Source organism: Acidovorax sp. MR-S7 (assembly GCF_000400995.2).
In the GTDB taxonomy this organism is placed as follows: Bacteria; Pseudomonadota; Gammaproteobacteria; order Burkholderiales; family Burkholderiaceae_C; genus MR-S7.
Window position 1 is genome coordinate 59565 of the sequence record NZ_DF238917.1, and the last position, 12757, is coordinate 72321.

At 69.4% G+C, this 12757-nt stretch carries 11 protein-coding genes; 6 read left to right on the forward strand and 5 right to left on the reverse strand.

Annotated elements, in window-relative coordinates:
- Positions 1-35 precede the first annotated feature (35 nt).
- The 3 genes from AVS7_RS10140 to AVS7_RS10150 all read left to right on the forward strand — a co-directional run bounded on the left by AVS7_RS10140 (position 36) and on the right by AVS7_RS10150 (position 3450).
- On the forward strand, positions 36-1247 hold the full coding sequence (locus AVS7_RS10140) for a CaiB/BaiF CoA-transferase family protein (protein ID WP_024001295.1): 1212 nt from the start codon (positions 36-38) through the stop codon (positions 1245-1247).
- A 179-nt stretch (positions 1248-1426) separates the two neighbouring features.
- On the forward strand, positions 1427-2428 hold the full coding sequence (locus AVS7_RS10145; protein WP_020230499.1) for a YhdH/YhfP family quinone oxidoreductase: 1002 nt from the start codon (positions 1427-1429) through the stop codon (positions 2426-2428).
- The gene (locus AVS7_RS10150; protein WP_020230500.1) at positions 2425-3450 is read left to right on the forward strand and encodes a CaiB/BaiF CoA-transferase family protein; all 1026 of its coding nucleotides are present in this window, start codon (positions 2425-2427) and stop codon (positions 3448-3450) included. The genes AVS7_RS10145 and AVS7_RS10150 overlap by 4 nt, the downstream gene beginning before the upstream one ends.
- A gap of 73 nt (positions 3451-3523) precedes the next feature.
- Here AVS7_RS10150 and AVS7_RS10155 read toward each other — a convergent pair whose 3' ends face one another.
- Genes AVS7_RS10155 through AVS7_RS10165 form a run of 3 tightly spaced genes read right to left on the reverse strand, consistent with a single transcriptional unit; the run spans position 3524 to position 6598 of the window.
- Positions 3524-4756 (reverse strand): acyl-CoA dehydrogenase family protein, encoded by a 1233-nt coding sequence (locus AVS7_RS10155; protein ID WP_020230501.1) that lies wholly within the window; start codon positions 4754-4756, stop codon positions 3524-3526.
- Positions 4757-4768: 12 nt separating this feature from the next.
- Positions 4769-5752: a tripartite tricarboxylate transporter substrate binding protein gene (locus tag AVS7_RS10160; protein ID WP_020230502.1), complete on the reverse strand. Its 984-nt coding sequence runs from the start codon at positions 5750-5752 to the stop codon at positions 4769-4771.
- Between the two features lie 36 nt (positions 5753-5788).
- Entirely contained in the window at positions 5789-6598 is an 810-nt protein-coding gene (locus tag AVS7_RS10165) for an IclR family transcriptional regulator (RefSeq protein WP_034691592.1), read from the reverse strand.
- 134 nt (positions 6599-6732) lie between these two features.
- On the opposite strand from AVS7_RS10165, the gene AVS7_RS10170 reads away from it, so the two are divergent.
- Positions 6733-7968, forward strand: coding sequence for a CoA transferase (locus tag AVS7_RS10170; protein ID WP_020230504.1), 1236 nt, complete (start codon positions 6733-6735; stop codon positions 7966-7968).
- On the opposite strand, the gene AVS7_RS10175 is transcribed toward AVS7_RS10170, so the two are convergent.
- A complete protein-coding gene (locus AVS7_RS10175; protein WP_020230505.1) occupies positions 7965-8903 on the reverse strand; it encodes a LysR family transcriptional regulator in 939 nt (312 codons plus the stop codon). The genes AVS7_RS10170 and AVS7_RS10175 overlap by 4 nt on opposite strands.
- Positions 8904-9008: 105 nt before the next feature.
- Here AVS7_RS10175 and AVS7_RS10180 point away from each other — a divergent pair, with 105 nt between their 5' ends.
- Complete coding sequence (locus AVS7_RS10180) at positions 9009-9992, forward strand: tripartite tricarboxylate transporter substrate binding protein (protein ID WP_020230506.1); 984 nt, start codon at positions 9009-9011, stop codon at positions 9990-9992.
- Positions 9993-10003: 11 nt separating this feature from the next.
- Positions 10004-11626: a gamma-glutamyltransferase gene (gene ggt / locus AVS7_RS10185; protein ID WP_034691595.1), complete on the forward strand. Its 1623-nt coding sequence runs from the start codon at positions 10004-10006 to the stop codon at positions 11624-11626.
- 13 nt (positions 11627-11639) lie between these two features.
- Here ggt and AVS7_RS10190 read toward each other — a convergent pair whose 3' ends face one another.
- Positions 11640-12752 (reverse strand): MBL fold metallo-hydrolase, encoded by a 1113-nt coding sequence (locus tag AVS7_RS10190; RefSeq protein WP_020230508.1) that lies wholly within the window; start codon positions 12750-12752, stop codon positions 11640-11642.
- Between the last annotated feature and the right edge of the window lie 5 nt (positions 12753-12757).

The window sequence follows — 12757 nt, forward strand, 5'->3', positions numbered from 1 at the left end:
AAACACAGTCCCTTCACGCCTCTTCACGTGTTTGCATGACCTCTTCCTCCTCGACCACGGGCGCTTTGGCCGGCGTGCGCATCCTCGACATGGCCACCGTGCTGGCGGCTCCCAGCGGCGCCACCCTGTGCGCAGACCACGGCGCGGACGTGGTGAAGCTGGAGCTGCCCGACGGCAGCGATGCACTGCGCCACATGCAGCCCATCCGGGACGGCTCCCCGCTGTGGTGGAAGGTGGCCAACCGCGGCAAGCGCGGCATCACGCTGGACGTGCGCAAGCCGCGCGGGCGCGCGTTGCTGCTGTCCATGCTCCCCCACTTCGACGTGCTGGTGGAGAACTTCCGCAGCGGCAGCATGGACCGGTGGGGGCTGGACATCGCCACTCTGCACCAGGCCAACCCGCGCCTGGTCGTCGTGCGCCTCACGGGCTTCGGGCAGACCGGCCCGTACCGCGCACGTGCCGGGTTCGCGCGTGTGTTCGAAGCCATGAGCGGCTTCACCAATCTCACGGGCGAGGCCGGCCGCTCGCCCCTGCACAGCAACTTCCCGGTGGGCGACGCGGTCGCGGGCGTGTTCTGCGCCTTCTCCATCGCTGCCGAGATCGCACGGCTGCGCTCAGACCCGCAAGCCCCCGGCTGCGAAGTGGACCTATCCGCGACGGAGGCGCTGTTTCGCCTGCTGGACCCGCTGGCCGTGGAACACGAACAACTGGGGCAGGTGCGGCACGCCGTGGGCAACCGCACCACCTACACGGCGCCCTCCAACATGTACCAGAGCCAGGATGGGACCTACTTCTCGATGGTCGCGTCCTCGCAGGCGATCTTCGTGCGCCTGTGCGAGGCGCTGGGCCGGCCCGAGTGGCTTGCGGATCCGCGCTTTTGCACCGCCACGCAGCGCATCACCCACCTGGACGCACTCGACAACGGCATCGCCGAGTGGTTCCGCCAGCGGCCGTTCGCGGACATCGCGGCCCTGCTGGAGCGGCATGAGATCCCCTTCAGCAAGGTCTACGACATTCGCGACATCGTGGCCGACCCGCACTTCCAGGCGCGCGGCGCGATCATCCGCCTGCCTGATCCGGACTACGGCAGCCTGCCCGCACCCTGCATCGTGCCGCGCGTTCCCGGCCGCGACATGCCCACGCCGCGCACCGGCCCAGCCGTGGGGGAGCACAACGCGCAGGTGTATGCGCAGTTCGGGCTTTCCGATGCCGACCTGGCCGACCTGCGCGCCGAAGGCGTGATTTGAGAACGTGTGAACGAATCCGCCATGCCCGCTCGTCCCGCACAAACGCACGCCCTCGGCGTTGCAAATGCTCGCCATAGCCCGCGCTATGGCTGCGCTTTGCGCCTTGATGGCGCACGTTTGTGCGGCCCGCTCAGCCACGCCGGATTCATCCACACGTTCTGACCTCAAGGAGCCCACCCATGCACACCCCCTTCCACGCCCTCGTCGTGCGCCAGCAGGACGGACAGGCGCACGCGGCCCTGGAAACCCTCACGGCCGACCAGTTGTCCCCCGGCGAGGTCACGCTGCGCACCCGCTATGCGGGCATGAACTACAAGGACTGCCTGTCCCTGCTGGGCAAGGCCCGCATCATTTCCAGCTATCCGCGCATACCGGGCATCGAGGCGGTGGGCGAGGTGGTCGCCTCCGACGACGCGGCCTTCAGCCCCGGCGATGCCGTGCTGGTGCACGGCTTCCAGACCGGGATCGACTTCGATGGCGGACTCTCTGAAGTCATGCGCGTGCCCGCGCGCCACCTGCAGCATGTGCCCGAGGGGCTGACACCGCGGCAGGCCGCCATCATCGGCGTGCCCGGCTTCACGGCCGCGATGGCGCTGGAGCGCTTCGAGACCTGGGGCCTGCGGCCCGGTGACGGTCCGATCGCGGTCACCGGCGCGGGCGGCGCCGTGGGGCGCCTGGCCATCCACATCCTCTCGCGCGCCGGCTACCGCGTGGCCGCCCTCACGCGCGACCCAGCGCAGGCGGACGCATTGCGCGCGCTGGGAGCATCCGATGTACTCGATGCCGGCCTCGCGCTCGCGCCCCCGCGCCCGCTGGAAAAGGCGCGGTTCGCCGCCGCCGTCGACAACGTGGGCGGCGGCACGCTCGCCTGGCTGCTGCGCTCCATGCAGGACGGCGGGCTGGTGGCCTCGGTGGGCAACGCGGCCGGCAACACCTTCGACGGCAGCGTGCTGCCCTTCATCATGCGCAGGGTGCATCTGTTCGGCGTGGTCGCCAACGCCACGTGGGAAGAGCGGCGGCGCCTGTGGCACAAGCTCGCGCGGGACTGGGCGCCCGACTTCGCCGTGCTCGCGCCCGATGTGCATGAGATCGGGCTGGCCGAGGTCCTCGCGCATGCGCAGCGCCAGCTGGCCGGTACCACTAGCGGCCGGACCCTCGTGGCGTTCGGGGAGGCGGCATGAGCACACCCCTGGCCGGCGTGCGCGTGCTGGAAATGGAATCCATCGGGCCTGTGCCCTGGGCCGGCATGCTGCTCGCCGGCATGGGCGCCGAGGTGACCCGCCTGCGCCGGCCCGTCGCCGCCGACATGGGCATCCCGCGGGACGCGCGGTTCGAGATACAGAACCACGGCAAGCGCACCACCACCGCCGATCTCAAGACACCGCAAGGCCGCGATGCCGCGCTCGACCTCGTTCAGGATGCGCACATCCTGCTCGAAGGCCTGCGCCCCAGCGTCATGGAGCGTCTTGGGCTCGGGCCCGACATCTGTCGGGAGCGCAACCCGTCCCTGGTCTACGGACGCGCGACGGGCTGGGGCCAGAGCGGGCCGCTGGCCCAGACCGTGGGGCACGACATCAACTACCTGGCCGCCACGGGCGTGCTCCATGCCATCGGTAGTGCCGACGCACCGCCCACCGTGCCCCTGAACCTGATCGGCGACTTCGGCGCGGGCGGCATGCTGCTGGTGTCGGGCGTGCTGGCCGCGCTCGTCCAGGCCCGCGCGACCGGCAAAGGCTGCGTGGTCGATGCCGCCATCGTCGACGGCGCGCTGGCGCTGATGGCCCCCATCCTGGGCCGCTGGCAGGAAGGCCAGTGGCACGACGCGCGGGAGCGCAACCTGTTCGATGGCGGCGCGCCGTTCTACGCCACCTATGCCACGGCGGACGGCAAGGCCGTGGCCGTGGGTGCGATAGAGCCGCGCTTCTACGCGGCCCTGATCGCGGGGCTGGGGCTGGATGCATCCACCCTCGCGCCCCAGCACGACCAGGCCTCCTGGCCCCGCATGCGCGAGCGCTTCGCCGGCATCTTCGCCCAGCACGACCGGGCACATTGGTGCCAGGTATTCGAGGGCACCGAAGCCTGCGTGTCGCCCGTGCTGTCGCTCAGCGAACTGGCGGCCCACCCCCATCTGCGCGCCCGGACCAGCCTGGTCGATCGGGGCGGCATCCTGCATCCCGCCCCAGCGCCCCGGTTCCTGGACTGACACTACTACCCGAGCCCACCGCGCGCATGCCGCCAGGCTGCCCCGATGAAATCACGCGGTGCGCACTTGCAGGTCAGTAATCCTCCAGCGATGCGTATCGCAGGCAGGGATGCCGCTCCAGCGTGCGCACGCGGCGGATGGCATCGCGGCCGATGACCGTCTTGTGCACTTCGCTGGAACCCTCGCCGATCTGGTTGAGCTTGGCATCACGAAAGAAACGCTCCAGCGGAAAGTCCTGCAGGTAGCCGCGCCCGCCCGTGAGCTGCAGCGCGTCCGTCACGACCTTCATGCCCAGGTCGGTGGCCTGCAGCTTCGCCATGGAGGCGAAGATGCCCGCGTCGGCGTCGCCGCTGTCGTATTTCTCGGCTGCCAGGTGCACCAGCGCGCGGGCGGCTTCAAGCTGGGTAACCATGTCGGCCACCATCCACTGCGCCCCCTGGTGCTCGCCGAGCGCCTTGCCGAAGAGCTTGCGGTCGACCATGTAGGCCGTCGCGATTTCCACCGCTCCGATGGCGCGGCCGAGCGCCATCGATGCGTGGCCCATGCGGGCACGGATCAGCGCGTCCTGCGCGAGGTCGAAACCGTCGCCCTCCGCGCCAAGGCGGTCGGAGACTCTGGCCCGCACGTCCTTGAACTGCAGCGACGAGATCGGCACGCCAGCCCAGCCCAGCTTGCCTACTTCGGGGCTGACGGTGAAGCCCGCCGCATCGCGCGGCACCAGCACGGCGATGAAGCACGACGGATCATGCTCCGCGCGCCCCACCACCATGAACCAATCGGCCGTGGTGCCACGGGTGATGAATTTCTTGCGGCCGTTGATGACGTACTCGTCCCCCTCGCGGCGGATCGTGGTGGACAGGCCCCGCACGTCGGACCCCGCGCCGGGCTCCGTCAGCGCGAATGCGGCCTGGATGTCGCCCCGGCACAAACCGGGCAGCAGCCGCGCCTTGTTGTCCTCAGACGCGCTTGCGACGATGGCCCGGCAGGACAGATCCGCACCGGTGATGAGCGAGGCCGACGCACTGCACACCCTGCCCAGTTCCTCGACGATGCGGATGCGCAGCACCTGCCGCGCATCGGTGCCGCCATATTCGCGCGGGAAGGCCGTGCCGATGACGCCCTCCCGTGCCAGCAGGCGGAAGTTGTCCCAGGCGAAAACGTCCTTCTGCGCGACCTCTGCGGCCCGGGGGCCGATGTCGTCCCGGGCCAGGCGGCGCACGTTGGCGACCGTGGCCTGCTCCTCCTCATTCAGCCTGGACAGGAAGTGATCGCCGAAGAGGCGGCTGGCATGGGCATTTGTCGTCATCTCGTGTACCCCTCAGTTCGGCGTAATACCGGCTTGCTGCACCACGCGCGTCCACGTCTCCACGTCCTTGGCGACGAAGCGGTCGAAGTCCGGCCCCTTCATCGGCTGGCCCTCGATGGCCAGGTCGCGAAATTTAGCCTTCACGTCGGGCAGCGCCAGCGCTGCGGCGACGTCTTCAGACAATTGCTCCAGCACCGGCTGCGGCGTCTTGCCGGGGGCCAGCAGCCCGAGCCAGGTCGCGACCTCATAGCCGGGCAGTCTTGCCACCTCGGCCACGGTAGGCACGTCTGGCAATGCCTGCGCCCTTTGCGTGGTCGTCACCGCCAGTGGCCGCAGCTTGCCTGCCTGGATATGCGGCAGCGCCAGCGAGGCGGACATGGGCATCATGTCCACGCGGCCTGCCAGCAGATCGGTGGTGGCCTCGGGCTGGCCCTTGTAGGGCACGTGGGTCAAGGGCACGTGCGCGGTCTGCACCAGCAGTTCGGCCGCCAGGAAGGACGAGGTGCCGATGCCCGAGCTGGCATAGGTCTGCGGCGCCTTGCCGCTCCTGGTGAGCGCAAGGAATTCCGGCAACGTCCTGGCCGGCACTTGCGGCGGCACCACGATCACGTTGGGAATGGCGCCGAAGCAGGCGATGCCCCTGAAGTCGCGCACCGGATCCCAGCTGATCGACTTCTGGAACAGCCGCGCGACGGCAAAGGATGGCGACACCATCAGCAGGGTGTGGCCATCGGCTGGCGATTTGGCGACGTATTCCGTCCCGATGTTGCCTCCTGCGCCGGGCCGGTTTTCCACAATCACGGGCTGGCCGTACTTGCCCGACAGCTTTTCGCCCACGACCCGCGCCAGCGCATCCACCACGCCGCCTGCCGGGTAGGGCACGATGATGCGGATCGGCCGTGCCGGAAACGCGTCGCTGGCATGGGCCGCGCCACAGCCCAGGGCAGTCAAGGCGCATAGAGCCAGCGTGAAGCGCCGGCGGCGGTACTGTTTCATGGGAAGTCTCCTGTGTTGTCGGATGGCGAATCGGAATCAGAGCAGTCCCTGCGCTGCCTCCAGGTAGCGCACGGCGTCCTTGAGCAGGGGGACCACCTTCTTGGGCAGGTACTCTGCGGCATTGCGGTGCGCGTACAGCGTGCAGTTCATGGCCAGGGCGGGTTCGCCGCTGCGTTGGGCGATGGGCACGGCGACGGCATGGACCTCCTTGCGCCAGTAGCCTGGCCCGTGGCAGTAGCCGTACTTTTCCCAAAGCTTGCGATCCTCTTCCAGCATGTTCTTGTACTTGGCAAAGGTTTCGCCGTCCTGCACGCGCAGGAAGTTCAGCAGCGCCGTGCGCTCTTGCCGCGGTGTCGCGAAGATCAGCGCCCGTCCGATGGCGCTCGCCACCATCGGGTAGGTGGCGCCGATGTCCGGCAGGTGCGCGTTGTCGTCATGGGGCCGGATCGAATCGATGTAGACCACGTTGGAGCGGTCGCGCATGCCCAGATTCACGGTGCAGCCCGACCGCTGCGCCAGCTCCACCATCAAGGGCCGGGCCAGCTGGCGCACCGGCATGCTCGCCAACAGTGGATGGCCCAGCGACAGCACGCCCGCAGTCAGCCTGAACTTCTGCGACGCGGGCTCGCGCTCCAGCAATCCCAGCAAACTCAACGTGTAGGTCAGGCGGGACACGGTCGCCTTGGGCAGGCCCGTGATGTCGGACAGCTCGCGGTTGCCCAGCAGCGCGCTGCGCGCCGAGAACGCCCGCAGCACCTGCACTCCGCGCGCCAGGTTCATCGCGAACTGGCGGTCGGTGCTGGGGTCTTGCGAATCGATGGATCCGGGTAGATGGATGGAGGCCACGGGCGTTGCGATGAGCGGGATGGGCCACCATGTTCGTGGCCGCCGCATGCCGGCGTCAATGAATTGGGCAATGCAGTTTTGCACAGCGAAACGCCGCTTTCATGCTCTGCCCGAACGCATCAGACTGCGGCGGCATGAACCACACCGCCGAGCCGCCCATGAATCCTCCCACCGCCTCCAACGGCGCCCTGCACGGGGTGCGCATCCTCGACATGGCGACGGTTCTGGCCGCTCCCTTTGGCGCCACGCTGTGCGCAGACCACGGCGCCGAGGTGGTCAAGCTCGAACTGCCCGACGGCAGCGACGCATTGCGCGCGCTGCAGCCGGTCAAGGACGGCGCGCCGCTGTGGTGGAAGGTCGCCAACCGGGGCAAGCGGGGCATCACGCTGGACGTGCGGCAGCCCGAGGGGCGCGAGGTGTTTCTCAAGCTCATTGCCCGGTTCGACGTGCTGGTCGAGAACTTCCGCACCGGCACGCTGGACCGCTGGAGCCTGGACCTGGCGACCCTGCGGCGGGCCAACCCACGGCTGATCGTGATCCGATTGACCGGCTTCGGCCAGACCGGGCCCTACGCCGCGCGTCCCGGCTTCGCCCGCATCTTCGAGGCCATGAGCGGCTTCACCAACCTGACGGGTGAAAAGGACGGCGCGCCGCTGCACAGCAATTACCCGGTGGGCGACTACGTGGCCGGGCTGTTCTGCGCCTTTTCTATTGCGATGGAGGTGGCGCGGCTGCGCGGGGATCCCTCCATGCCGGGCACCGAAGTCGATTTGTCGGCCACGGAGGCGCTGCTACGTCTGCTCGATCCGCTGGCGGTCGAGTACGAGCAGATGGGCACCATCCGCGGACCCGCGGGAAACCAGGCGAGCTACACGGCACCGTCGAATATGTACCGCAGCCGCGACGGCATCCACTTCTCGCTGGTGGCCTCGTCCAATCCCATCTTCAAACGGCTGTGCCAGATCGTCGGCCAGCCCGGGATGGCCACCGACCCGCGCTTTAGCACCAATCCGCAGCGGGTCAAGCACGTCGACGAACTGGAAAAGGTGCTCGTCGCCTGGTTACAGGCGCACGACTTCGAAGAGCTGGCCCGCCATCTGGAGCAGGGCGGCATTCCCTTCAGCAAGGTCTATACCGTGCGGGACATCTTGCAAGACCCACACCTGAAGGAGCGCGAGGCCATCGTCTACCTCCACGATGCCGAGTGCGGCCCACTGCCGGCGCCCTGCATCGTCCCGCGCGTGGCCGGCCACCCCCTGCCCGTACCGTTCATCGGACCAACGCCGGGTGAACACAACGAAGAAGTCTTCGCGCAAGCCGGATTGACGGCCAGCGATATGCAACGCTTGAGAGCGCAGAACATCATCTAGCGCTCCGCTCGCGCATGCGCGACGAGGCAGCCGATGAAATCCCGCAGCGTGGCCGTCGCGTGCTCGCGGTTCCACATGACGGTGATGGGGCCGAAGCGAATGCTCGAATCGATGCGGATCTGGCGGAACAGGCCCAGCGACGCCTGGTAGCGCGCCATCGACTCCGAGCACACGCCCACGTAGTCGCCCGTGTGCAGCAGCGCCTGCACCATCGCGAGCGAGGCGGTCTCCACGCGCGGCACGAGCCAGGAGGCTTCCTGCTCGATGAGGAAGGCGTCCATCTGGATGCGCGTGAGCGTGCCGGGCGGGGGCATTACCCATTGCTCATGCAGCGCGTCCTGGAAGGTCAGCGCTTCGCTGCGCGCCCAGTGCTTGCTGCCCTGGCCGACGACGAGGGCCACGTGGTCGTCGAACAGCACCTCGTGCTCCAGCCCCGGCTGGTGCGCACGCGCGTCGAGCACGCCGATGACGGCGTCGAGCGCGCGCGTCTCCAGGCCCTTGAGCAGGTTGTCGAACGGCCCGTCGTGGATGGCGACGGCCACGTCGGCATGCGCGCGCTGGAACGCGCCCACGGCCTCGGGCAGCCCGCCCGCGATGCCGGCCCAGACGCTGCCCACGTTCAGGCGCGGCACGCGCCCTGCGGCCACGGCGTTCATCTCGCGCCCGGTGCGCGAGACATCGCCCAGCACGTTGACCGCCAGCCGCTTGAGCAGGTGTCCGGCGGGCGTGAGCTGCACCTTGCGCCCGCGCACCACGAGCGGCGTGCCGGCCACGCTCTCCAGCTCGGCCAGCCAGTGCGACATGGCCGACTGCGTCATGTGCAGGCGCGCGGCGGCCTGCGTGAGCGTGCCGGCCTCGTCGAGCACGAGAAAGGATTCGAGGTGGCGGATCTTCAGCCGCCGCGCCCAGGAGATGCCCGCGCCGTTTTCAATCATGAGTAAACCTTCATGGAAGCATTTTGCCTTTTCACTAGGCGCGGCGGGGCAGCGTCATGACAATGAAACACGTTCCCCTCCCTTCTTCAGCCAGAGAGAAAGCCCGTGTCCAAAGCCATCCGCACCGTTTCCCAGTTCCTCGCCGCGGCGGCCATCGCCGCAACGGCCGCCGCAGCGCACGCGCAGGGCGCGTACCCCGAGCGCCCCATCCGCCTCGTGGTCTCGCAGGCGCCCGGTGGCAGCAGCGACACCATCGCGCGCCTGTGGGCCGAGCACGCGGGCAAGGCCATCGGCGGCACCATCGTGGTGGAGAACAAGCCCGGCGGCGGCGGCATCATCGCCGCGCAGAACGCGCTGAACCAGCCGGCCGACGGCTACACCCTGCTCTACGGCAGCGTGTCGCTGATGGTGCTCAACCGCTTCACCTACAAGCCGCTGCCCTACGACCCCGAGAAGGACTTCACGGGCGTGGCCATGCTGACCACGGTGCCCTTCGTGCTCTCGACCAACCCGGCCACGGGCATCAAGACCCTCAAGCAACTGACCGAGCGCGCCAAGGCCGCGCCGGGCAAGCTGAACTTCGCCTCGGCGGGCCTGGGCAATTCCACGCACCTGGCGGTGGAGCTGCTGTCCAGCACGCTGGGCATCTCGATGACGCACATCCCCTACAAGGGCGAGGCTGACGGCGTCATGGCCACCATCGGCGGGCAGGTGGAAGTGATGGCACCCGTCTACGGCACGGCGCTGCCGCACATCAAGAGCGGCAAGCTCAACGCGCTGGCCGTGCTCTCGCCCCAGCGCACGCCCGAGCTGCCCGACGTGCCCACCGCCAGCGAGCTGGGCGTGAAGGGCTTCGACAACATGGGCTGGAGCGGCATCGTGGCGCGCGCGGGCACGCCCGCGGCCATCGTCGACAAGCTCAACAAGGCCACCGAGGCCTTCCACAAGAGCCCCGAAGTGCAGGCCAAGCTGCGCACGATGGGCGTGATCCCCGTCTCGGGCCCCGCGTCGCTGGTCATGGAGACCACCGCGCGCGACACCAAGGCCTGGGGCCCGACGCTGGAAAAGCTCGACCTGAGCAGCAAGTGAGCCGGCACGCCATGGCAAGAGAAGCAATGGTCGTCTGCCCGCAGCCGGAAGCGGCCGAGTCGGGCATTGACATCCTGCGCGCGGGCGGCAACGCGGTGGACGCCGCCGTGGCCACCGCGCTCGCGCAGACGGTGGTGGATCCGCTGATGTGCGGCATCGCGGGCTTCGGCACCGCCGCCGTCTACCTGCCCGGCGCGGGCGTGCACGAATACTTCGACTTCCACTCGCCCGCGCCGCTGGCCGCGCGCGAGGACATGTGGGAAGACCTGCTCGAAGGCGAGACGCCCGACGGCTTCGGCTTCATCCTCAAGGGCCGCGTGAACGACATCGGCCCGCAATCCATCGCCACGCCCGCCACGCTCAAGGGGCTGGAGGCCATGCACCAGGCCCACGGCCGCCTGCCGTGGAAGCAGGTGGTGGAGCCCGCGATCCGCTGGGCGCAGGACGGCTTCTTCGTGCGCCCCGGCATGCACGCGTTCTGGATCGACGAGCCCACCTCGGGCCGCGTCGGCAACCTGGAGCGCCTGCAGTACAGCGAAGAGGGCCGCGCGCTCTACTGCCGCCCCGACGGCCGCCCCAAGGCCATCGGCACGCCGCTGCGCAACGAAGGCATGGCGCGCGTGCTGCGCCAGATCGCCGAAGAAGGCTCGCACCCCTTCTACCAGGGCGACCTGGCGCGCGAGATGGTGGCGCACCTGCAGTCGCTGGGCGCGCTCGTCACGCTCGACGACCTGGCACGCTACGAGGTGCGGCGCAACGCCCCGCTCGTGGGCAGCTACCGCGACCGCACGGTGACCACCAACCAGCCCCCGGGTGGCGGCGCGATGCTGCTGGAGATGCTGGGCATCCTTGAGAATTTCGACCTGGGCGCGATGGAGCACAACAGCCCCGAGTACCTGCGCATCGTCTGCGAGGCGATGAAGAAGGCCACGTCGGACAAAGACCGCCACATCGGCGACCCGCACTTCTTCGACGTGCCGCTCGACCAGCTCCTGTCCAAGGACATGGCCCGCGAGGCCGCCGCACAGATCCGCGCGGGCCAGCGCTTCAGCGTGGAGCGCGTGAACCCCGGCGCACCGGTGCCGCGCGACACCACGCACCTCGCCGTGGTGGATGGCGATGGCAACTGCGTCTCGCTGACCCACTCGCTGGCCATGCCCTCGGGCGTTATCACGCCGGGCATGGGCTTTCTCTACAACGGCTGCATGGGCGTGTTCGACCCGCGCCCGGGCCGCGCGGGCAGCATCCAGCCGGGCAAGAGCCGCTTCACCTCGTCGTGCCCCACGATCACGTTCAAGGACGGCCAACTCGACGTGGTGCTCGGCGCGCCCGGCGGCACGCAGATCGCCATGGGCGTGCTGCAGGCGCTGCTCAACGTGATCGACCACGGCATGGAGATGCAGGCCGCCGTGAGCGCGCCGCGCTTCTCGTCCACCAGCAACGCCATCGACGTGTGCAACCGCATCCCGCGCCACACCACACGCGCGCTGGAAGCCCAGGGCTATAAGGTCAACCGCAACCCGTACAACTACACCATCGCCTGGGTGCATGGCGTGCAGGTACAGGCCGACGGACTGCACGGCGGCGCCGACCCGGGGCGCGACGGCGTGGCCTACAGGCTGCGCCTGGACTGACGCGGGCCGCCGCTCAGTCGAGCGGCCCCGGCAGCGTTGCATCGGGCACCGGCCCGGCGGGTGCGGGTGCCGGCGCGCCCTGCCCGATGCCGCGCCACCATGGCTGCGCACGCGCGCCGTGCGACGGTTCCACGGGCTCGCCCAGGCGCGGCATCAGCAGCTGCGCGCCGTGCCCGGGTGCGAGCTGCAGCAGCGTCTCGGCCGGCTCGTCCCAGTCGTGCGCCGCGAGGCTGAACGTGCCCCAATGCACCGGCAGAAAGGCACCGCCGCCCAGCAGATCCAGCGCCTTGAGCGCGTTGGCGGGGCCCAGGTGGATGTCGCCCCAGGTCGGGTGGAACGCGCCCACCTCCAGCATCACCAGATCGAAGCGGCCGAAGCGTTCGCGGATCGCGGCGTATTCGGTGGTCAGGCCCGTGTCGCCGCTGAAGAACACGCGGTGGCGCGGCGTCTCGATGACCAGCGATGCCCACAGCGTGGCGTTGCGGTCCTTGAAGCCCCGGCCCGAGAAGTGCTGCGACGGTGCCGCATGCACCGCAAGGTCGGCCTGCGGCAGGGTGTAGGTCTGCCACCAGTCCAGCTCGGTGATGCGCGCGGCGGGCACGCCCCAGGCCTCCAGGTGCGCGCCCACGCCCAGCGGGGTGACGAAGGGCACGTTTTGCTTCGCCAGCGCGCGGATCGTGGGGTAGTCCAGGTGGTCGTAATGGTCGTGCGAGACCAGCACCAGATCCACCGGCGGCATGGCGGCCAGGCGCACCGGCACGGGCTGGAAGCGCTTCGGGCCCATGAACCGCGAGGGCGAGGCGCGCGGGCCCCACACGGGGTCGGTGAGCACGCGCAGGCCGTCGATCTCGATGAGCACCGTGGAATGCCCGAGCCAGGTGGCCCGCAGGCCCGAGCCCGGCGCGCGGCGCCAAGTGTCCAGCGGGTCCATTGAAGGGAGCGGTGCGCCCGGCAGGCGCCTGCCGCCGGGCAGGAGGATGTCGCGCAGCGCGGGGCGCGGCGCCTGCCGGTCGCGCAGGCCGGGCAGGACGGGGTGGATGTTGCGGAACACGCCGTCCGCCCACAGCGGCGAATCCTGCATGCGCTCCAGGCGCAGGCCCGTGGCGCGCTGGCCGAAGGTTTTCATGCGGA

Excerpts from the sequence above, each read along its gene's own strand:
- AVS7_RS10140 (WP_024001295.1), top strand. The coding sequence starts at position 36 with ATGACCTCTTCCTCCTCGACCACGGGCGCTTTGGCCGGCGTGCGCATC.
- AVS7_RS10145 (WP_020230499.1), top strand. The coding sequence starts at position 1,427 with ATGCACACCCCCTTCCACGCCCTCGTCGTGCGCCAGCAGGACGGACAG.
- AVS7_RS10150 (WP_020230500.1), top strand. The coding sequence starts at position 2,425 with ATGAGCACACCCCTGGCCGGCGTGCGCGTGCTGGAAATGGAATCCATC.
- AVS7_RS10155 (WP_020230501.1), bottom strand. The coding sequence starts at position 4,756 with ATGACGACAAATGCCCATGCCAGCCGCCTCTTCGGCGATCACTTCCTG.
- AVS7_RS10160 (WP_020230502.1), bottom strand. The coding sequence starts at position 5,752 with ATGAAACAGTACCGCCGCCGGCGCTTCACGCTGGCTCTATGCGCCTTG.
- AVS7_RS10170 (WP_020230504.1), top strand. The coding sequence starts at position 6,733 with ATGAACCACACCGCCGAGCCGCCCATGAATCCTCCCACCGCCTCCAAC.
- AVS7_RS10175 (WP_020230505.1), bottom strand. The coding sequence starts at position 8,903 with ATGATTGAAAACGGCGCGGGCATCTCCTGGGCGCGGCGGCTGAAGATC.
- ggt (WP_034691595.1), top strand. The coding sequence starts at position 10,004 with ATGGCAAGAGAAGCAATGGTCGTCTGCCCGCAGCCGGAAGCGGCCGAG.
- AVS7_RS10190 (WP_020230508.1), bottom strand. The coding sequence starts at position 12,752 with ATGAAAACCTTCGGCCAGCGCGCCACGGGCCTGCGCCTGGAGCGCATG.